Origin of the sequence: Paenibacillus glycinis, from assembly GCF_009909185.1 — a bacterium.
GTDB lineage: Bacteria > Bacillota > Bacilli > Paenibacillales > Paenibacillaceae > Paenibacillus_Z > Paenibacillus_Z glycinis.
The window spans coordinates 207,509-227,170 of the sequence record NZ_JAAAMV010000023.1 but is presented as its reverse complement, the minus strand read 5'-3'; the positions used below and the strand labels follow the sequence as shown (position 1 = coordinate 227,170).

Annotated in this window: 15 protein-coding genes, 1 pseudogene and 1 riboswitch; of the genes and pseudogenes, 7 read left to right on the top strand and 9 right to left on the bottom strand. The window is 64.4% G+C overall.

Features of this window, described 5'->3' with window-relative positions; translation table 11 throughout:
* On the top strand, positions 1–190 hold a 190-nt coding region (locus tag GT019_RS23470), incomplete at its 5' end, for a hypothetical protein (protein ID WP_161745856.1).
* A gap of 262 nt (positions 191–452) precedes the next feature.
* Here the strand turns inward: GT019_RS23470 and GT019_RS23465 are convergent.
* The 4 genes from GT019_RS23465 to GT019_RS23450 all read right to left on the bottom strand — a co-directional run bounded on the left by GT019_RS23465 (position 453) and on the right by GT019_RS23450 (position 4,453).
* Positions 453–1,589 carry a glycosyltransferase family 4 protein gene (locus GT019_RS23465; protein WP_161745855.1) on the bottom strand — a complete coding sequence of 379 codons (1,137 nt, stop codon included), beginning with the start codon at positions 1,587–1,589 and terminating at the stop codon, positions 453–455.
* Positions 1,586–2,320, bottom strand: a complete 735-nt coding sequence (locus GT019_RS23460; RefSeq protein ID WP_328804028.1) for a glycosyltransferase — start codon at positions 2,318–2,320, stop codon at positions 1,586–1,588. Before GT019_RS23460 ends, GT019_RS23465 begins: the two co-directional genes overlap by 4 nt.
* 2 nt (positions 2,321–2,322) lie before the next feature.
* Entirely contained in the window at positions 2,323–3,657 is a 1,335-nt protein-coding gene (locus GT019_RS23455; RefSeq protein ID WP_161745854.1) for a hypothetical protein, read from the bottom strand.
* Positions 3,658–3,919: 262 nt separating this feature from the next.
* Positions 3,920–4,453 (bottom strand): YceI family protein, encoded by a 534-nt coding sequence (locus GT019_RS23450; protein WP_161745853.1) that lies wholly within the window; start codon positions 4,451–4,453, stop codon positions 3,920–3,922.
* A gap of 152 nt (positions 4,454–4,605) precedes the next feature.
* A riboswitch (TPP riboswitch) is annotated at positions 4,606–4,710 on the top strand.
* 438 nt (positions 4,711–5,148) lie between these two features.
* On the opposite strand from GT019_RS23450, the gene thiC reads away from it, so the two are divergent.
* From thiC to thiO, 4 genes and pseudogenes are all read left to right on the top strand, one after another.
* Positions 5,149–6,909, top strand: coding sequence for a phosphomethylpyrimidine synthase ThiC (gene thiC / locus GT019_RS23445; RefSeq protein ID WP_161745852.1), 1,761 nt, complete (start codon positions 5,149–5,151; stop codon positions 6,907–6,909).
* Between the two features lie 94 nt (positions 6,910–7,003).
* Positions 7,004–7,858: a thiamine phosphate synthase gene (thiE, locus tag GT019_RS23440; protein ID WP_161745851.1), complete on the top strand. Its 855-nt coding sequence runs from the start codon at positions 7,004–7,006 to the stop codon at positions 7,856–7,858.
* 13 nt (positions 7,859–7,871) lie between these two features.
* Positions 7,872–8,654 (top strand): annotated as a pseudogene (locus GT019_RS23435) (thiazole synthase); the annotation flags it as partial.
* Positions 8,655–8,943: 289 nt separating this feature from the next.
* Positions 8,944–10,128 (top strand): glycine oxidase ThiO, encoded by a 1,185-nt coding sequence (gene thiO, locus GT019_RS23430; protein WP_161745849.1) that lies wholly within the window; start codon positions 8,944–8,946, stop codon positions 10,126–10,128.
* Between the two features lie 237 nt (positions 10,129–10,365).
* Here thiO and GT019_RS23425 read toward each other — a convergent pair whose 3' ends face one another.
* The 4 genes from GT019_RS23425 to GT019_RS23410 form a co-directional block, all read right to left on the bottom strand.
* Positions 10,366–10,638, bottom strand: a complete 273-nt coding sequence (locus tag GT019_RS23425; protein ID WP_235949070.1) for an ABC transporter permease family protein — start codon at positions 10,636–10,638, stop codon at positions 10,366–10,368.
* A gap of 366 nt (positions 10,639–11,004) precedes the next feature.
* The gene (locus GT019_RS23420; RefSeq protein WP_161745848.1) at positions 11,005–12,972 is read right to left on the bottom strand and encodes an ABC transporter ATP-binding protein; all 1,968 of its coding nucleotides are present in this window, start codon (positions 12,970–12,972) and stop codon (positions 11,005–11,007) included.
* Positions 12,969–14,699 (bottom strand): ABC transporter ATP-binding protein, encoded by a 1,731-nt coding sequence (locus GT019_RS23415; protein WP_161745847.1) that lies wholly within the window; start codon positions 14,697–14,699, stop codon positions 12,969–12,971. The genes GT019_RS23420 and GT019_RS23415 overlap by 4 nt, the downstream gene beginning before the upstream one ends.
* Positions 14,700–14,705: 6 nt before the next feature.
* Positions 14,706–15,239, bottom strand: coding sequence for a MarR family winged helix-turn-helix transcriptional regulator (locus GT019_RS23410; RefSeq protein WP_161745846.1), 534 nt, complete (start codon positions 15,237–15,239; stop codon positions 14,706–14,708).
* A gap of 175 nt (positions 15,240–15,414) precedes the next feature.
* Here GT019_RS23410 and GT019_RS23405 point away from each other — a divergent pair, with 175 nt between their 5' ends.
* Both GT019_RS23405 and mobA read left to right on the top strand, forming a co-directional pair.
* On the top strand, positions 15,415–17,073 hold the full coding sequence (locus GT019_RS23405) for a glutamine--tRNA ligase/YqeY domain fusion protein (RefSeq protein ID WP_161745845.1): 1,659 nt from the start codon (positions 15,415–15,417) through the stop codon (positions 17,071–17,073).
* Positions 17,074–17,240: 167 nt separating this feature from the next.
* Positions 17,241–17,978, top strand: coding sequence for a molybdenum cofactor guanylyltransferase (gene mobA / locus GT019_RS23400; RefSeq protein ID WP_161745844.1), 738 nt, complete (start codon positions 17,241–17,243; stop codon positions 17,976–17,978).
* A gap of 171 nt (positions 17,979–18,149) precedes the next feature.
* Here the strand turns inward: mobA and GT019_RS23395 are convergent, their stop codons facing one another.
* Complete coding sequence (locus GT019_RS23395; protein ID WP_161745870.1) at positions 18,150–19,388, bottom strand: nitrate/nitrite transporter; 1,239 nt, start codon at positions 19,386–19,388, stop codon at positions 18,150–18,152.
* Positions 19,389–19,662 lie beyond the last annotated feature (274 nt).

Genomic DNA, 19,662 nt, shown 5'->3' with positions numbered 1-19,662 from the left:
GGCGGCCGACTTCGCCGCAGCGACGGCGGAGGGCGCGCGCCCATGGCAGCGGCGCGCGGCCTCCGCGGGGCTTGCCGCAGCGGGCGCGGCAGCGGCGCGCGATGCGCGCGCGGGCGGGGAGCTGCCCGCGCTTTACAGCGAAGCGGCGCTGCCGCTCATCCTCGGCACGGCGGTACTGCCGCCCGGATAAGCGCGGCGGCGCCGCACGGATGTTTGGTGGGGGATCGAGCGGGAGCGAGCACACCGTGTCCGCCATGTCACATTGCCAGCATGCAGGTGTTCGCTGCGGCAGACCGCCTTCACGCCATGTCCTGCATGCTACATTGCCAGCATGCAGGTGTTCGCTGCGGCAACACCGCCCTCACGCCATGCCCTGCATTTCACATTGTCCCCTAACCTCATACCTCGCTCACGACCCGCTCACAGCTCGCTCACAACCTGCTCACGCCCGCTCACTGCCCGATCCGCGCGAACTGTTCCTCCAGCAACGCGGTCCACCGCCGCTGCCAACGCTTCAGATCGAACGCGGCGGCAGTTTTCCGGGCGTATTCGCCATACCGCGCGCGAAGCGGGGCATCCTCGAGCAGCTCCTTGACGGCGGCATGCAGCGCTTGAACGGTCGGCGCGACGAGCCTGCCGTTGAAGCCGTCGGTCAGGAGGTCGTTCAAGCCGCCGACGTTCGTGGCGACGACGGCGCTGCCGCAGCTCATCGCCTCCAGGCAGGACAGCGAGGTTCCCTCCGAGTAGACCGTCGGAATCACGACGACGTCGGCGGCCCGGTAGGCGTCGCGTACCGCTTGGAACGCATAGGTGTTGTGCACGATGCGCGATGGCCGGGGATGCGACTGACGCCATGCGTGGAAGGCGACCGCCACCGGCGTCTGCTCCACGAGCTCGCCCGCGAACTCGACCGTAAGCGTCGGAAATTCCTCGAGCAGCAGGTCGGTCGCCAGCATCATCGGCACGATGCCGCGCTCGTAGCTGAGGCGCCTGGGGAAGAGCAGGCGCAGCTGGCCGCTGTCCGGCGGCTCCGCGCCGTCGTCCGCTTTCGAAAACCACGCCGTATCCACCGCGTTCGGCAGCAGCACGAGCTTCTCGGAATCGTCGAACTGGCACACCGCGCGGCAGTACGTCTGGAAATGCGAATCCACCGACACCAGCCGGTCAAGCCCGTCGACGGCAAGCTGGATCATGTAGGCGACGCCGCTTTTGACTTTGTCGCCGAAGTCGGGCCAATCCCAGTTGATGCCGTGGCAGATGCCGATGCTGCCGGGCTTGTAGGCGATGGGATGCCAGATGCAGCTGGCGTAAACGATCAGTCCTTCGGCATCCTCTGCCATGCGGTCGAAGGCGCCGGCGATATCGTTCAGCTCATAGGGATAGCCGCGCACGCGGGTACCCTCGTAGACCGTATCGAAGGCTCTGTAGTAGGAGAGCTGATGCACGACCGATCGCCAGCCCTTCGCTTGAACGACCGCGCAGAGCTCGTGCATGTACCGCTCCAGGCCGCCGCCGAAGGGCCGCGTGAATTGTTCGCCCTCCGAATAGCCGTTCAGATAGCTGTGCGTTAAGATCGTCACCGTTCTCATGTCGTCCCCGCCTCCTCGTCCTCCTGCCAGCGGACGAGCGCGGGGCTGGGATCCAGGATGGACGCATACTGCGCCAAGCTGCCCCATTTGCCGTCCGGATCCAGCTTCATGTAACGGTCGTACTTGGCCCGCCGCGCGGCTTCGTCGCCGGCCCAACCGTAATGCTTTACCCGAAGCTCGGATTGAAATCCCTGCAGGGCGGCGCAGGTCAAGGGCAGGCGCGGCACGTGATGATTCCAATCCGGATAGATGTAGGAGTAGAGCGGCAGATAGCGGACAAGCATCATCGTATGCCGCCTGTGCAGCTGCCACAAATCGTCATCGCGATAATACGCGAGCGAGCCCCAGAAATCGTACATGCGAAAAGAAACCCAATCGTACCGGTCCTGGTCGATGAGCGTCCGAATCCGCGTCTTCGCCTTGCGTTCGAAAAACTCGTCCGCGTCGATGGACAGCAGCCAATCCGGTTCCGTCCGCAGCGCTTCCTGCCAGAGCAGCTGCCGCAGCCGTCCCTCCTGCCCGAACAGCGGCGTCGGCACCTGCACGAGCCGGACGACCTTCGGGAAGGACCGGCAGATGTCCGGCGTCTCGTCCTCGCTGGCATCGTCCACGATGACGATCTCGTCGACGAAGCCGGACAAGTCCGCCAGCGCCGCCTCGAGATACCGGCCGGCTTCGTTGCGGACCTGCATCATGGCGGTCAGCTTGTTGCCGCTTGCCTTGCGCAGCACGCTCAAGAGAAATCCCCCTCTGCCATTCGCTTCGCCTTCGCGTCGACGGATGCGATCTCGGCAATGACATGCAGCGGCTCGAGGCCGGTCATGGCCGCTTGAAGCAGCGCCCGCACGGCGTCATGCCGCCTTCCCTCCATGACCCAAGCGCGCCCCTCCAACAGGTTTCGCCGCAGCCGCTCCTTCACGGTGCGCGGCGGCTCCAGCAGCGCGAGCGCCGCTCCCGGACGTCCGCTGCGTTCATGCGACTCGATCAGCAGGCCGGTCGCGCGTGCGGCAGCCGCCGGTCCGTTCGGGAGCCGACCAAGCGGACGGGCATGCGGAACGGACTCGGAATCGGACGTAGCGGGTGCCCGCACTGGCGTTTCCGCCATGGAGGCGCCGTCGTCCAGTTCCTTCCGAGTAAGCTCCGTGCCGGGTGGCGATGCCGCTGGCTCCGCGCCTGCTGTCGCTTCTTCCAGCATCGTCTTCAGCAGCGCCGACGCCTGGCGTAAATCGTCGTTCATCCGATAAAGCAGCGCCGCGGCCAGATGCGTCTCTCCGGCAGCGCGCAGCGCGGACATTTCCTCGAATGCGGATCGTTCCTCGTCGGTCGCTATGCTGATGCCGTAGGTCGCAATGGCGTCATCCGGGCGTTCCCGCAGCAGCCGGACGGCCGAGAGGAAGCGGAAATACGTCTGCACGGCACCTTCTTCGGCCGTCAAAATCGCCAAATGGAACGCATCGAGAGCCCATCGCTCCGCTTCCTCTCCCTTGCCGAGGAGATAGCCGTACACCGCTTGGAAGAAATATTGCATCGCGGAAGGACGCAGCGCGCGCAGCTGTTCCGCGCGGAAGTCCATTCGGCGCTGCAGCTGCAGCCTCGCGAGCGCATCCACGGATTTGCCCGCGACGGCATCGCTGACCGCGGCATCGACCAGGAGATCCGAAGCCGTGTCGAGGCCATCCTGCAGGAAGACGCCTCCCCGCCTGAACCACTGTTCGAAATAAAACGGCTCCGAGCTCGCCACCACGAGCGTTGCCGACGCGCACAAGGCGTCTCGGCACCGCGAATGCGATTCGTCCCCGTTCTCGAGCTCGGCGGGGGTAAGCGCGATCAGGGCCGCCGGCTTCCGGCCGGCGATCTCGTATGCCCAGCTCGGATGCGTCGCGACGACCGCCGTATGCGCCCAATCCAGGGCATTCAAGCCTTGAAGCGTAATCGTGCCGTACTCCCGGGGCGCGCCGGTCATGGCCTGCGCGCCCGTGACGAAGAGGACGGACCGGCCCCGCCCAAGCCTTTCGACCAAACTCCCGTACTGGAAATTGTCCCACGCGCAGTGGGGAAATACGATCACCGTGTCCGTCGCGTTTCACTCCCGCCGTTTTGCGCCGGCCGCAGGAGACGGCATGCGCTGAACTGTAACTTTACTATTTTATGGGAAACGGCGACGTGACATTCCTCCGTTTAACGATCCGTTTTTGCCGGATTCCGTGGGTGCGTTCGGTTCGGATTGCGGCGAAGGTCTCGACATGATCGCAATAGGGCAGCCGGTTTCGCCGTGTGCGAACAAAGCAAAAAAGGCTCCCGTCAACGGGAGCCCTTCGTTATGCGATCGGTCAGTTCGCTTTCACGGCTTCCAGCTCGATCGTGAATTTCACGTCGTCGCCGATGAGGACGCCGCCCGTCTCGAGGACGGCATTGTACGTCAGGCCGTAGCTGCTGCGGCTGATGGCGCCTTTGGCGCTGAAGCCGACTTTCTCGTTGCCCCAAGGATCCTTGCCGCTGCCTTCGTACGCGACATGGAACGTTTCCGGACGCGTCAGGCCGTGAAGATGCAGATCGCCGGTCACGTCGTATTCGCCGTCGCCCGTCCGGCGGATGGAGGTCGATTGGAAGGAAAGCGTCGGATAGTGCTCGATATCGAAGAAATCGCCGGTGCGAAGGTGATTGTCCCGGTCCGCGTTGCGCGTATCGATGCTGTTCAGCACCACGTTGAACTGAATGTTCGCCGTCGTCAGGTCGCTCGGATCCGCTTCGATTTCCGCGCTGAATTCATGGAACGCGCCTTTGACTTTCGCAATCATCATGTGTTTGATCGTAAAATCTACGCTGCTGTGCGCGACATCGACTTGCCATTTGGACGTGGACATGGACAAAACCTCCGATAATTAATTACATAAAGTAATGTACTTTATTATTTAAAGTAAGTATAGAGGCAGAAAGTGCCGACTGTCAATCCTTTTTCTTCCTGCCCGTCCCAACCGGTTGACAACTTTTCCCTGGGGGGGTATAGTCTTGACAGGAAATCCACTAGGGGCGCCCGCACGGGCTGAGATAAGGCGAATGCCTTGGTCCCTTTGAACCTGATCTGGGTTATGCCAGCGTAGGAAAGTGGGAATGTACGTGCGACCTCGAGTCTCGCGCGTCAGAGCTTCCGGCGTGCAATCGCCGCGCTCCGACTGCCGCGGACTCCGCCCGCCGCCAGGAACCTCAGCGTTCCGGAAGCCGCGGGCAGCCGACCGCGACATTTTGCCGCTCCTTCGCCGGAGCGGTTTTTTTGTTTTGCGGATGAGGACGGAGCCGCCGGTCGGCTGCCGTTTCTCCGCGAATTCCAAGCAGGGCACGCGCGTCGTCGCAAGGACGGCGAGGCGTCGGCGGCTTGGCGCTCCGGCAAGCAGCGGATGGGAAAGGCATGAGCGCCCCGCCTGCAATGACGGGGTCCGTGCGGCATCCCGCGCTCTGCAGGCCTCCTAGTGTTTTTCCAGCTCCGACTTCGCTTCCGTTCCCCTGCCTGACGGCGGGAGGAAGCGGCGAAGGCGCCAACCAGACGAGGAGGTTTTGCGAGATGCCGATTATGACGACCCCGCTGCCGGGGAGCCGCAAAGTGTACGCCGAAGGAAGCCGTCCCGATATTCGGGTGCCGATGAGGGAGATCGGGCTGACGCCCACGACGGGAAAGAACGGCGAGACGGAGAACGCGCCGCTAGCGGTTTACGATGCCAGCGGGCCGTATACGGACGCCGGCCATGCGACCGATGTCACGAAAGGGCTGCCTGCGCTGCGCGGGCGATGGATTGCGGAGCGCGGCGATACGGAAGCGTACGAGGGACGTACGATCGTGCCGCTGGATAACGGATTTCATAGCGAAGCTGCGGCGTCGCAGCGGGGCGCGGACGTGTTTCCGGGGCTTGCGCGGAAACCGCTGCGGGCGCGAAACGGCCGCAACGTGACGCAGCTGCACTACGCGAGACAGGGCGTCGTGACGCCGGAGATGGAATTCATCGCGATCCGCGAAGGGATGGAGCCGGAATTCGTGCGCGCGGAAGTGGCGGCCGGGCGCGCGATCATTCCCGCGAATATCAACCATCCGGAGAGCGAGCCGATGATCATCGGCAGGCATTTTCACGTGAAGATCAACGCGAACATCGGCAATTCCGCGGTCGCCTCCTCGATCGAGGAAGAGGTCGAGAAGATGACGTGGGCGACGCGCTGGGGCGCGGACACGATCATGGACCTGTCCACGGGCAAAAACATCCACACGACGCGCGAATGGATCGTCCGCAATTCCCCCGTTCCCGTCGGGACGGTGCCGATCTACCAGGCGCTCGAGAAGGTCGACGGCAAGGCGGAGGACCTGACCTGGGAGGTGTACCGCGACACGCTGATCGAGCAGGCGGAGCAGGGGGTGGATTATTTCACGATTCATGCGGGGGTGCTGCTTCGCTATATCCCGCTGACGGCAAAGCGCGTCACGGGCATCGTTTCCCGCGGCGGCTCGATCATGGCGGCATGGTGCCTGGCGCATCACAAGGAGAACTTCCTGTATACGCATTTCGAGGACATCTGCGAGATCATGAAGCGGTACGACGTGGCCTTCTCCTTGGGCGACGGTCTGCGTCCGGGGTCGATCGCCGATGCCAACGACGAGGCGCAGTTCGGCGAACTGGACACGCTCGGCGAGCTGACGCATATCGCATGGAAGCATGACGTGCAGGTCATGATCGAGGGACCGGGCCACGTGCCGATGCACCTGATCAAGGAAAACATGGACCGCCAGCTGGAGGTGTGCAAGGAAGCGCCGTTCTACACGCTCGGCCCGCTGACGACGGACATCGCCCCGGGCTACGACCATATCACGTCGGCGATCGGGGCCGCGATGATCGGCTGGTTCGGGACGGCGATGCTCTGTTACGTGACGCCGAAGGAGCATCTCGGGCTGCCGAACAAGGAGGACGTGAAGGAAGGCGTCATCGCGTACAAGATCGCCGCCCACGCCGCCGACTTGGCCAAAGGCCATCCGCGCGCCAGGCTGCGCGACGACGCGCTGTCGAAGGCGCGGTTCGAGTTCCGCTGGAAGGACCAGTTTCATCTGTCGCTCGATCCCGAGCGGGCGATGGCGTACCACGACGAGACGCTGCCCGCGGAGGCGGCGAAGTCGGCGCATTTCTGCTCGATGTGCGGGCCGAAGTTCTGCAGCATGCGCATTACGCAGGACATCCGCGATTACGCGGAGGCGAACGGGCTCGAGACGCAGGAAGCGGTCGAAGCGGGCATGAAGGAGCAGGCGAGCGCGTTCCGCTCGGGCGGCGGATCGATTTATTCGTAGACGGGCGGCGGATTCCGCGGAATGGTGCCCTTGCGCCTTCCGGAGGGGAGGCGTCGCCAGCTTCGGAAGCGGCACAAGCGAGAGGAGAAGAAGCATGGAGAAACGAAACTGGCGGGATTTCAAGCTGTACGCCATCACGGCGGCGAACTACCATCCCGGGCGGGACCTGCTGGAGGTCATGGAGCAGGCGATCCTCGGCGGCGCCGACATCGTGCAGCTGCGGGCGAAGGACGCCCCGAAGGAGGCGCTGCTGCGCGACGCCCGGGCGCTGCGCGAGCTGACGGCGCGGTACGGCGTGCCGCTTATCGTCAATGATCATATCGACGTTGCGCTCGCGGCTGGCGCGGACGGTGCGCATATCGGCCAGGACGACCTGCCGCTTGCGGAGGCGCGGCGGATTCTGGGGCCGGACGCGATTATCGGCATCTCGACGCATAACCTGGCGCAGGCGCTGGCGGCCGAGCGGGGAGGCGCCGACTATATCGGGGTCGGTCCGGTGTACCCGACGGGCACGAAGCCGGGCAGAGCGGCGGTCACGACGGCATACGTACGGGAGGCCGCCGCGAACGTGTCGATCCCGTGGGTCGCCATCGGCGGCATCACGCTCGCCAATGCCGGCGAGGTGTTGGCGGCCGGGGCGACGCGGATCTGCGCGGTGTCCGCGATCGTGGGCAGCGAGCGGCCGGCGGAGGTTTGCCGGGCATTCCGGGCAAAGCTCGATGCCGCCCGGGCCGGCGGCGAGCCGGGGTCTATCGCGATCACCGTCAACGGTCGCCGCGAACGAACGTCCGCCCGAACGGTCGGCGCGCTCGTGGAGTCGCTCGGCCTGGCCGGCAAAAGCCTGGTCGTCGAGCTGAACGGCGAGATCGTCGCCCGCGAAGCGTGGGCAACCGCCGCGATTGCGGACGGCGCGTCGCTGGAGCTGGTTCATTTCGTGGGGGGAGGCTGACAAGATGGCGACTATGGAAGGCCAGGCGCACGACGGCATCGGGGACGAGCTGATTATCGGCGGGAAAAGCTTGCGGTCCCGTTTCTTCCTCGGCACGGGGCGGTTTCCGAGTCCGGCGGTATTCCGGATGGCGCTCGAAGCGTCGGCGGCGGAGGTCGTGACGTTCGCGGTGCGCCGCGTCAATCTGGATTATGCCGAGGATGACGCCATCCTGCAGCATATGGACGGCAGCGGCTATACGTATCTGCCGAACACGTCCGGCGCGGGCAACGCCGACGAAGCCGTGCGGATCGCCAAGCTGGCGCGGGCGGCGGGCTTGAGCGACTGGATCAAAGTCGAGATCAGCGCGCATCCGCGCACGCTGCTGCCGGATCCGATCGAGACGCTGCGGGCGACGGAACGGCTGGTGCGGGAAGGCTTCGTCGTGCTGCCGTATACGTCGGACGATCCGATCCTCTGTCGGAGGCTCGAGGAAGCCGGCGCGGCGGCCGTCATGCCCGGCGGCGCGCCGATCGGCACGGGGCTCGGCCTGCTGAATCCGTACAATCTCGGCCTCATCGCCGAGGAGGCCGGGGTGCCGGTCATCGTGGACGCGGGCATCGGCTCCGCGGCCGATATCGTGCAGGCGATGGAGCTCGGCGCCTCGGGGATATTGGTCAATACGCCCGTGGCCAAGGCGTTGGATCCCGTCGGCATGGCGCGGGCGATGCGGCTCGCCGTCGAAGCGGGGCGGCTGTCGTATCTGTCGGGCCGCATTCCGAAGCGGCGCTACGCGTCGGCCAGCAGCGAGACGGAGGGCGTATCGGTGCTGCCGGGCGGGAACGGGGAAGGGCGCTACGCGGCGGCCTACGGCGTCTCGAATGCCGAAGCTGCTCACGGCCGGCAAGCGGCGGGTCCGGCCGGTTCGCGGGCGAAAGCGGGCGACGGTTCTGACTGGCCGGAAAGCGGAACGCGATGAGCCGGTCGATCTTCGTGTTGTGCGGCGGCGCGTCGGCTGAAGCGGCTCCGTGCAGGCAAGCGGCGGATTCGATCGTTTCTCGGCCGGAAGCGCGAGGCGGCTTGGCCGGGCCGAAGGGCGGCTCGCGATGAGCCGGTCGATCGTCGTCCTCGGCGGCGGCATCATCGGCTTGTCCTGCGCGTTCGAGGCCGCGCTCGCCGGCGACGCCGTCACCGTCGTGGAGCCGGGACGCGTCGGGGGCCAAGCTTCCGGGGCGGCGGCCGGCATGCTCGCGCCGTTCACGGAGAACGGCGAGCAGCCGGATGCGTTCTTCCGGCTGTGCCTGAACAGTTTGCGCCGCTACGCCGAATGGGTGAGCCGGATCGAAGAAATCTCCGGCTTATGCGCGGAGCTGACCGCCGCCGGCAGCTTGACGGTCGCGCTGCACGAGGCGGATCTGCAGCCGCTCCAGGCTCGATTGGCCTGGCAGCGGCGATTCGGAGCGAATGCGGAGCTGGTCGGTCCGGGACGGCTGCGCGAGATGGAGCCGAGGCTGCATCCGGGCGCGGTGGCCGCGCTCTACTGTCCCGGCGAGTCGCACGTGCATGCGCCGAAGCTGGTGGCCGCGCTGGAAGCGGCCTGCCGCAGGCTCGGCGTGCGCCTCCTCGAGCATGCGGGCAGCATCGCGGCGCCTCGCGACCCGGTCGGCGGCGCGGCTCCTGCCGTCGAGACGGCCGCATACGGACGGGTCGGCGGAGACGCGCTCGTCGTTTGCGCCGGTGCGTGGGCGGGCGCCTACGCGGAGCTGTGCGGCTTTCCGATCCCGGTGCATCCGATACGGGGGCAGATTTGCGCGTTCGACCTTTCGGGCGGTTCGGAGACCGGCGCCGTCGGCAGCGGCGCGGACAGCGAATTCGTTCGGCACATGGTGTTTTCCAGCCAAGCCTATTGGGTGCAGAAACGGGATGGCCGCCTCGTCTGCGGCGCCTCCGAGGACGCGGCCGGCTACGACGCCTCCGTCACGGCGCGAGGGATCGGCCGGCTGACCCGCTGGACGCCGCGGGTATTCCCGTTTCTGGACGGGCGCGCGCCCGCGATGACGTGGGCGGGACTGCGCCCCGCGACGGTCGACGGACGGCCGCTCATCGGCGCCGTTCCCGGCCGGCCGGAGGTGCTGCTCGCGGCCGGTCACTATCGCAACGGCATCCTGCTCGGCCCGGCGACGGCCGCGATGGTCGGCAGCCTGCTGCGCGGCGAGCAGCCGCACCTGGAAGCGGCGACGAGCTTCGCGCCGGACCGGTTCGCGCGGCTTGGCACGGTAGGCGGTCGCTAACCGGCGGCAAACCGTGCCGTATTAATCTGCTCAGTCCGGCGGCCGCGATAGTCGGCGACCAACCGGAGCGGCAAGCTTCACGCTAATGACCGCCCGGCCGATAACGCCGACAGGACGCCCCGAAGTTTCCGAATTACCGCCGGAATAACCGCCGCACGCGAAAGCATACAAAAAGGGCGTTTCCGCCGCCACTCAAGCCGATGGCCGGAAACGCCCTTTGTGCGTTCGCGCAAGTCGTTACCCTTTGATGCCCGTCATCGTGATCCCTTCGATGAAATACTTCTGCGCGAAGAAGAACACGATCAGCACCGGCGCGCTGACGAGCGTCGCGGCGGCCATCATGGCCCCCCAGTCTGCGGTGCCGTACTGGGTCTGGAAGGAGCTCAGGCCGATCTGGACGGTGCGCAGTTCCTCGCTGTTGGTCACGACGAGCGGCGTGCCGGGCCTCACGGGCGCGTTCGGCTGCTTCCTCTTGCGGCAATTCATCGCCACGATCCCGAGCGATATCATCGAGTCCTGCTTGATCGACGGGGCAAGGGCATCTGAAAGTACTGAAATCCATCGTGTCGCCTTTGCTCTACCCGGCGCTCGCAACGCTCGGCATCTTCACGTTCATGGGCACGTGGAACAACTTCTTCTGCTTTGAGAGCGGGAGAAATCGTCGTTTGCGCGGAATTTTTATAAAAGTCGAAAAGCCCTCCGATGCCGGAGGGCTTTTCGACTTTATGCGGATGAACGAGCACCTTTGCAATAGGCAGACGGTTACCGCGCGCTTCGCTGCCCGGCGCGGCTTGGCGCCGGACAGAGCAGACGCGGAACGCCGCCGGCAGTCTGCCGACGACAATCCTCGGCGCCTCCGCCTCCGCGGCCGGAACGCTAGCTCACGTCCTGCGTCCGCTTCTGCGTGCTGAACTGGCTCTCGTACAGGTCGGCGTAGAAGCCGCCCGCGGCGAGCAGGCCTTCGTGCGTGCCCTGCTCGATGACGGTGCCGTGGTTCATGACGAGGATCAGGTCCGCGTCGCGGATGGTGGACAGCCGGTGCGCGATGACGAAGCTCGTGCGGCCTTCCATCAGCTCGCTCATGGCGCGCTGGATATGGATCTCGGTCCGCGTGTCGACGCTGCTCGTCGCCTCGTCGAGGATCAGGATCGCCGGATCCGCCAGGATGGCGCGGGCGATGGTCAGCAGCTGCTTCTGTCCCTGCGAGATGTTGGATGCTTCCTCGTTCAGGATCGTATCGTAGCCGTCCGGCAGCGTACGGATGAAATGGTCCGCGTACGCCGCGCGGGCCGCGGCCACGACTTCGTCCTCCGTCGCGCCGCTGCGGCCGTAGGCGATGTTGTCGCGGATCGTGCCGTTGAATAGCCACGTATCCTGCAGCACCATGCCGAACAGGCTGCGCAGGTCGCCGCGCTTCAGGTCCGTCAGGCTCGCGCCGTCGATCGTGATGCTGCCGCCGCTGAGCTCATAGAAGCGCATGAGCAGGTTGATGAGCGTGGTCTTGCCGGCGCCCGTCGGTCCGACGATGGCGATCATCTGGCCGGACTGCACGTGAATGTCCATGTCCTCGATGAGCGGCGCGTCGTCCTTGTAGCGGAACTTCACGTGATTGAAGCTCACGTTGCCGCGTACCTTGGCGGTTTTGCCCGGCACGGATTCCTTGGCGGGGGCGGCAAGCGCGGTCGGATTCGCCGCTTCGGGCACTTCCTCTTCCTCGTCCAGCAGTTCGAAGATCCGCTCCGCGGAAGCGATCGTCGACTGGATGATGTTGGCGATCTGCGCCGTCTGCGTGATCGGCATCGCGAATTGGCGCGAGTAGGAGATGAACGCCTGCACGTCGCCGATCGTAATCGATTTGTGCAGCACGAGCAGGCCGCCGGCGACGCTGACGAGCACGTAACCGATATTGCCGATGAAGCCCATGATCGGCATGATCATCCCGGAGACGAACTGCGCGCGCCAGCCGGATTCGTACAGCCGCTCGTTCGCTTCGTTGAACTTGGCGACGGATTTTTTCTCGTGGCCGAACGCTTTGACGATGTTATGGCCGGTGTACATTTCCTCGACGTGGCCGTTCAGCTCGCCGAGCGCCTTCTGTTGGCCCTTGAAGTACAGCTGCGAGCGCTTCGCGATCATCTTGATCGCGACGAAGCTGAGCGGCAGCGTCACGACCGTGATGAGCGTCATGAGCGGGCTGATCGTCAGCATCATGACGATGACGCCGACGAGGGTGACGAACGACGTGATGAACTGCGTCAAGCTCTGCTGCAGCGTGCCGCTGATGTTGTCGACGTCGTTGACGGCGCGGCTCAGGATTTCCCCGTGCGTGCGGGAGTCGAAGAACTTGAGCGGCAGCCGCTCCAGCTTTTCATTGACGTCCTTGCGCAGGTCGTAAACGGTCTTCTGCGCGACGCTCGCCATGACGTACTGCTGGATGAAGCTGAACAAGGCGCTGATGATGTAGAGCACGCCGAGCACGGCGAGAATCTGCCAGATATAGCCGAAATCGATGGCCGCTCCGGGCGTTCCCTGCACCTTCCCGACGATGCCGTTGAACAGCTCCGTCGTCGCCTTGCCCATGATTTTCGGGCCGAGGATCGAGAACACCGTGCTGAGCACGGCCGTCAGCAGCACGATCAGCAGCGCGGTGCGGTGCGGCCGCAGGTAGCCGGTCAAACGGCGGAGCGTGCCTTTGAAATCCTTCGCTTTCTGCACCGGCATGCCCATGGCGCCCGGGCCGCCGCGTCCGGGGCCGAAGCCGAAATTGCCCGGCGCGGGTCCGCTCGGCCGCTGGCCCGGACCGCCGGGACCGCCGCCCGTGGGGCCTTTCTGTTGTTCGCTCATGCGATCTCCTCCTCTGACAGCTGTGACGTCACGATTTCGCGGTAGACGGTGGACGATTGCAGCAGCTCGCGGTGCGTACCGATCGCGGATACTTGGCCGTCATCGAGCACGATGATGCGGTCCGCGTCCATGACGGTGCTGACCCGCTGCGCGACGATAAGGACGGTCGCGTCCGTCGTCTCGGAACGCAGCGCGGCGCGGAGCTTGGCGTCGGTCTTGAAGTCGAGCGCCGAGAAGCTGTCGTCGAACAGATAGATGGACGGCTTGCGGACGAGCGCCCGGGCGATGGACAGCCGCTGCTTCTGGCCGCCGGATACGTTCGTGCCGCCCTGCGCGATCGGTGAATCGAAGCCGTCCTTCATCTCGGTGACGAAATCGTACGCCTGCGCCACGACGGCCGCATGGCGAACCTCCTCGTCCGACGCGTCCGATTTGCCGAAGCGGATGTTGTCGGCGATCGTGCCCGTGAAGAGCACGGCCTTCTGCGGCACGAGTCCGATGCGGGAACGCAGCTCTTCCTGCGTCATCTCCCGTATGTCCGTGCCGCCGATCGTAATGCTGCCGCCCGAGACGTCGTAGAAGCGCGGAATCAGGTTGATCAGCGTCGATTTGCCGGAGCCCGTGCCGCCGATGATGGCCGTGACTTCGCCGGCCCCCGCCGTGAACGAGATCCCGGAAAGCGCGGGCATCTCGGCGCCCGGGTAATGGAAGGAGACGTCGTTGAACGCCAGCTCGGCCTTCGCGGACGCGCGCCCGGCGGACGCGCGCGCAGGGTCGTAGATGTCCGGCACCGTGTTCAGCACGTCGTTGATCCGGGTAGCGGACGCGGAGGCGCGCGGGATCATGACGAACATCATGGACGCGAAGATAAGCGCGAACATGATCTGCCACGCGTATTGGATGAAGGCCATCAGGTCGCCGACCTCCATGTTGCCGCCGTCGATGCGCAGCCCGCCGTACCAGACGATGAACAAGCTGGCGAAGTTCAGCACGAGCATCATGATCGGCATCAGCGAAGCCATGATGCGGTTGACCTTGATCGCCGTGTCCGTCAAATCGAGGTTGGCGTCGTTGAAGCGGCCCTGCTCATGCTTCGTGCGGTTGAAGGAACGGATGACGCGAATGCCGGTCAGGTTCTCGCGGAGCACGAGGTTCAGCTTGTCGATCTTGACCTGCATGACCTTGAACAGCGGCACGCCGCGGCTTACGATGAGGAAGATGATCAGCGCGAGCAGCGGCACGATCGCGATGATGACGAGCGAGAGATGGGCGTCTTTGTAGAGCGCCATGACGATGCCGCCGAAGCACATCATCGGGGCCATGACCATGACCCGCATCATCATCATGAGCACCTGCTGCACCTGCGTGATGTCGTTGGTCGTCCGCGTAATGAGCGAGGCCGTGCCGATTTGATCGAATTCGTGCAGGGAGTATTTCTCGACATGCGCGAACACGCGGCTGCGCAGGTCGCGGCCGAAGCCGCCGGCCGACTTGGCGGAGAGGAAGCTGGCGCCGATGGAGCAGATTCCGCCGGCGAGCGCGATGAGCAGCATGAAGCCGCCGATGCGCCAGATGTAAGGATTGTCGCCCGCGACGACGCCTTTGTCGACGATGTCCGCGAGCAGGGTGGGGAGGTAGAGATCCGATAAGGATTGCAGCAGCACGAACAACAGGACGAATGAAACGAGCAGCCGGTAAGGCTTCAACATGCGCAGCAACTTGATCATGACGACTTATTCACCTTCTTTGGTCGTAGTAGAGGGGCTTGCCCCCGGCCCGCAGCCGGGGCCGCCTCCGGATTCGGAACCCCCGTCCAGGGTTTGGTAAAACGCGTTCACTTCGTCCAGCAGTTTGACCAGCTGATGCACCCGGTCCCCGCCGAGATGCGCGACGAGCGCGGACATGCGCGCCTGCATCGCCGCATGCGCCTGCCCGGTGAGCCGCTCGCCTTCGTCCGTCAGCGTGATGAGGGATGCCCGGCGGTCGTTCGGATCCGCGTTCCGCTGAAGCAGCCCTTTGGCGACGAGCATGTTGACGCTCTGCGTGACGGTCGGGGACGCGACGTTCAGCATGCCGCTGAGCTCCGAGGCTTTGACGCCGGCGGGATTCTCGGTCGTCGCCCTGCGGATGCTGAACAGGGTCATCGTCTCGGCGGGCGTGCAGTTCTCGATGGGGCTGCGGCCGTTCCATGGCAGCTGCCGCAGCAGCCGCAGCGAGCGAATGAGCTCGTGCGCGGCCGGAGGAGGTGGATTGTGGTCGTCCTGCATGGCGTCTTGCTCCTTTGTGCTTTTAATTTTATTAGCTAACCTAAGTATATATTTTGAGCGGCGGATGTCAAGATGGCGATTTATTCTAGCATCGCGCAAGATTGCTATTTATAAAGGCGTCCGAAATTGTGTACAATAGTAGGATAAGAATTTCAGGTGGGAAAGGTTGGTCGTTATGGAGAATAAGGCATCATCCTCTAACTTTATCAAGAACATCGTGAGCGACGACCTGCAGTCGGGCAAGGTCGCCGAGATCGTCACCCGTTTTCCGCCGGAGCCGAACGGCTACCTGCACATCGGGCACGCGAAGTCGATCACGCTTAATTTCGAGCTGGCCGACGAATTCAAGGGCAAAACTAATTTGCGCTTCGACGACACGAATCCCGTGAAAGAAGATACCGAGTACGTGGAAGCGATCCAGGAGGACGTCCGTTGGCTCGGGTTCGAGTGGGACGACCTGCGGTTCGCCTCCGATTATTTCGAAGAAATGTATCAGCGCGCCGTGCTGCTCATCCAGAAGGGCAAGGCTTACGTCGACGACTTGTCCGCCGAGCAAATGCGCGAAATGCGCGGTACCCTGACGCAGCCCGGCCAGAACAGCCCTCACCGCGACCGCGGCGTCGAGGAGAACCTGGACCTGTTCGCCCGCATGCGCGCCGGCGAATTCAAGGACGGCGAGCGCGTCCTTCGCGCCAAGATCGACATGGCGTCGCCGAACATCAACCTGCGCGACCCGGCGCTGTACCGCATCGCCCATGCCCATCATCACCGGACCGGGAATGCGTGGTGCATCTATCCGATGTACGATTACGCGCATCCGATCGGCGACGCCATCGAAGGCGTGACGCATTCCATCTGCACGCTGGAATTCGAAGACCACCGTCCGCTCTACGACTGGGTCATCGAAGAGTGCGAGATGGCGGACAAGCCGCATCAATACGAGTTTGCCCGCCTGAACGTGACGAATACGATCATGAGCAAGCGGTACCTGAAAATGCTGGTCGATAAGGGTGTAGTCGAGAGCTGGGACGATCCGCGCATGCCGACGATCAGCGGCCTGCGCCGCAAAGGCTTCACGCCGGAAGCGCTCCGCGCCTTCTGCCGCGAGATCGGCGTGTCCCGCGCCTACAGCGTGGTGGACGAACGCATGCTGGAATTTTTCATCCGCGAGGACTTGAAGCTGAAGGCGCCGCGGACGATGGCCGTGCTGCAGCCGCTGAAGGTCGTCATCACCAATTACCCGGAAGGGCAATCGGAGCTGCTGGACGCCGAGAACAATGCCGAGAACGAAGCGATGGGCATCCGCCAAATCCCGTTCTCGCGCGAGATCTACATCGAGCAGGACGACTTCATGGAGAACCCGCCGAGCAAGTACTTCCGCTTGTTCCCGGGCAACGAGGTGCGCCTGAAGAACGCGTACTTCATCAAGTGCGAAGAGGTCGTCAAGGACGCGAACGGCAATGTCGTCGAGCTTCGCTGCACCTACGATCCCGAGACGAAGAGCGGTTCCGGCTTCACCGGCCGCAAGGTCAAGGGCACGATCCACTGGGTGGACGCGTCGCAGGCCGTTCCGGCGGAATTCCGCCTGTTCGAGCCGCTGCTGCTGGACGAGGAAGGCGATTCCGACAAGGAGTTCCTCGATCGCATCAACCCGGAATCGCTGACGACGCTGCAAGGCTTCGTCGAGCCGAACATGAAGGAAGCGAAGGGGCAGGACAAATTCCAGTTCTTCCGCCACGGCTACTTCAACGTCGATCCGAAGCATACGAGTCCGGAACTCGTCGTATTCAACCGCGTCGTCTCGCTGAAGAGCTCGTTCGATCCGAAGGCTTGATGTTAAGGAGGCCGTCCCTTGCCGGGGCGGTCTTTTTTGTATGGCCGCATCCGATTTTCGCCGCCGGCGCGCGGCTGCGGACAGGCTTCCTTCACAATCCTTTCACCGGCCTCTATACTGGAAGAAACAGCTTGGACGAGCGAATCGGACGGAAGGAGGGCGAACGAATGGAAGACGAGCGCAAGCTGGCGGCCGGACAGTCCGGTATCATCCTGGCAGGCGGACGGAGCGCGCGCATGGGACGGAACAAAGCGCTGCTGCCGGTGGACGGCAAGCCGCTTCTGCGGCGCTTGGCGGAGCGGATGCTGGCGCTGGGAATGACGCGCGTCATTGTCGCTTGCGGCACGGAAGCGCGGGGAGCGGAGTATCGCGCGCGGCTGCGGGAGCTGCCGGGCGATCTCGCGTTTGCGGTCGACCGCTTCCCCGGCAGCGGTCCGCTTGCGGGGCTTCATGCCGCGCTCGGCGCGATGCCGGAGCCCGGCTACGCATTCGCGATGGCCTGCGACATGCCGGCGATCTCGGCGTCGTTGTACGCGCGGATGCTGCGGGCAGCCGGAGAAGGGGGAAGATTCGACGAGGCCGCGGGCCGATCGGATAACGGCGGCGCCAGCCGTACAGATGCCGGTGAATCCCCGGCTTCGTCCCCGGACTCGGCCCGTTTGCCGCAGCTAATCCGCACGGCGGGCCAGCCCTTCCATGCGCTCTACCATACGAGCGCGCGCGAGGAGCTGGAGCGGCGCTTGCGGCAGCACGACCTGCGCGTCATGCCGCTGCTCGGCGCGCTGCGGTCGATCGAGCTTAGCGCTGAGCCGGACGAAGAAGAGGCGTTCGTCAACTTGAACACGCCGGAGCTCTACGAACGGTTCCTGCGTTTGCGCGGGGACTATGATGGCCTGCGGCAGTGAACGGCGAGTGGCGTTTGCCGGATGATTGGCCGAATAGCAATCCGTTTTAGCCAAGAAAGCCCCTGTTCCGAAGCGCATGGCTTCAAGGATCAGGGGCTTTGCATGTTTATGCGGGTCGAAGCTCCCGCCCGGGGCAGACGGAGCCATCGCGCCGGCAGTTCCGGCAGGCGTTTACGAAGCGATGGTTCCCTGCACGGGAGCGTCGACGCGGGCTTTGCCGCCGCTGCCGATCCAGGACCGTTTCCACGAGCCTTGGATCAGGAAGATCAGCGCGACGCAGACCGCCGCCACGCCGCTGATGATCAGGAAGCCGGGCATGTACGAGCCGGTGGACTGCTTCAGGTTGCCGAGGACCTTCGGCAGGAAGTAGCCGCCGAGTCCGCCCGCGGCGCCGACGATGCCCGTGACGATGCCGATCTCGTTCCGGAAGCGGAGCGGGACGAGCTGGAATACGGAGCCGTTGCCCATGCCGAGCGCCATCATGCCGACGAACAGGAGGACGAGCATGACCGGCAGCGCGGGGAGCGACGAGATGCACGCCATCATGACGGCGACGATGCCGTACAGCAGCATGAGCATGCGGATGCCGCCGATCCGGTCGGCCAGCCAGCCGCCCACGGGACGGAAGAAGCTGCCGGCGATGACGCAGAGGGTGGTGAAATCGGCCGCCCGTACGGGGCTGAGGCCGTATTGCGTATTGAAGAAGATGGTGAGGTAGTTGGACATGCCGACGAAGCCGCCGAACGTGACGCCGTAGAAGATGCAGAACATCCACGTGTCGCGCTGCTTCAGCACGGAGCCGTAATCGGAGAGCTTGCGCGGCGCGGGTTGGTTCGGGCTGTCCTTCGCGAGGACGGTGAAGGCGACGAAGACGAGCGCGATCGGGATGAGCGCCAAGCCGAACACGACATGCCAGGTGCCGAAATGCTGGGCGATCCGGTTCGCGAACAGCGTCGAGAACACGGTGCCGCTGTTGCCGGCTCCCGCGATCCCCATGGCGAGGCCTTGGTATTTCGGCGGATACCAGCGGCTGGCAAGCGGCAGGGCGGCGGCGAAGGAAGCGCCGGCGATACCCAGCATCAGCGCGACGATATACAGCTCGTTCAGCGAGTCGACGAATTTCCAGCCCCAGATGAGGGGCACCATCGTCAGGATCAGTCCGATCTGCCCGGTGCGTTTCGGGCCGATCACGTCCGTCAGATAGCCGAGCACGAGCCGAAGCACGGAGCCGCCCAGGACGGGCAGGGCGACCAGATTGGCTTTTTGCGCGGCGTCCATCGGATAATCGGCCATGATGACCACGGCCAGCGGGCCGAGCAGGGACCATACCATGAAGCTCAGATCGAAATACAGGAATGCGCTCAGCAGCGAGGGGCCGTGCCCGCTCTTCAGAAAACTTTTACGGTCCATCATAATGAAAAACTCCTCTCCATGGTTGGGATCGCTCTTCTCTCTCTCGTTCTGTTTTTCTCGCTGTTCTTGCTGGCGGCAAGCCGGGATCCGCAGGCTGGCAAATCGGGACTTTCGCAAGCTCGCGTGCCCGGACGGCCGCTGCTCCTAAGGGCATTACGCAATAAAAGGCCGCACCGCAGTCCATGGACTGCAATACGGCCTCGTCGCCATCGGCCGCACGTCGGTGTGCGGACCGGTTCATCGTTCGATACACGACTTTGTGATCTTAGTT

Excerpts from the sequence above, each read along its gene's own strand:
- GT019_RS23465 (WP_161745855.1), bottom strand. The coding sequence starts at position 1,589 with ATGAGAACGGTGACGATCTTAACGCACAGCTATCTGAACGGCTATTCG.
- GT019_RS23450 (WP_161745853.1), bottom strand. The coding sequence starts at position 4,453 with ATGTCCACGTCCAAATGGCAAGTCGATGTCGCGCACAGCAGCGTAGAT.
- thiC (WP_161745852.1), top strand. The coding sequence starts at position 5,149 with ATGCCGATTATGACGACCCCGCTGCCGGGGAGCCGCAAAGTGTACGCC.
- thiE (WP_161745851.1), top strand. The coding sequence starts at position 7,004 with ATGGAGAAACGAAACTGGCGGGATTTCAAGCTGTACGCCATCACGGCG.
- thiO (WP_161745849.1), top strand. The coding sequence starts at position 8,944 with ATGAGCCGGTCGATCGTCGTCCTCGGCGGCGGCATCATCGGCTTGTCC.
- GT019_RS23425 (WP_235949070.1), bottom strand. The coding sequence starts at position 10,638 with ATGATATCGCTCGGGATCGTGGCGATGAATTGCCGCAAGAGGAAGCAG.
- GT019_RS23420 (WP_161745848.1), bottom strand. The coding sequence starts at position 12,972 with ATGAGCGAACAACAGAAAGGCCCCACGGGCGGCGGTCCCGGCGGTCCG.
- GT019_RS23415 (WP_161745847.1), bottom strand. The coding sequence starts at position 14,699 with ATGATCAAGTTGCTGCGCATGTTGAAGCCTTACCGGCTGCTCGTTTCA.
- GT019_RS23410 (WP_161745846.1), bottom strand. The coding sequence starts at position 15,239 with ATGCAGGACGACCACAATCCACCTCCTCCGGCCGCGCACGAGCTCATT.
- GT019_RS23405 (WP_161745845.1), top strand. The coding sequence starts at position 15,415 with ATGGAGAATAAGGCATCATCCTCTAACTTTATCAAGAACATCGTGAGC.
- mobA (WP_161745844.1), top strand. The coding sequence starts at position 17,241 with ATGGAAGACGAGCGCAAGCTGGCGGCCGGACAGTCCGGTATCATCCTG.
- GT019_RS23395 (WP_161745870.1), bottom strand. The coding sequence starts at position 19,388 with ATGGACCGTAAAAGTTTTCTGAAGAGCGGGCACGGCCCCTCGCTGCTG.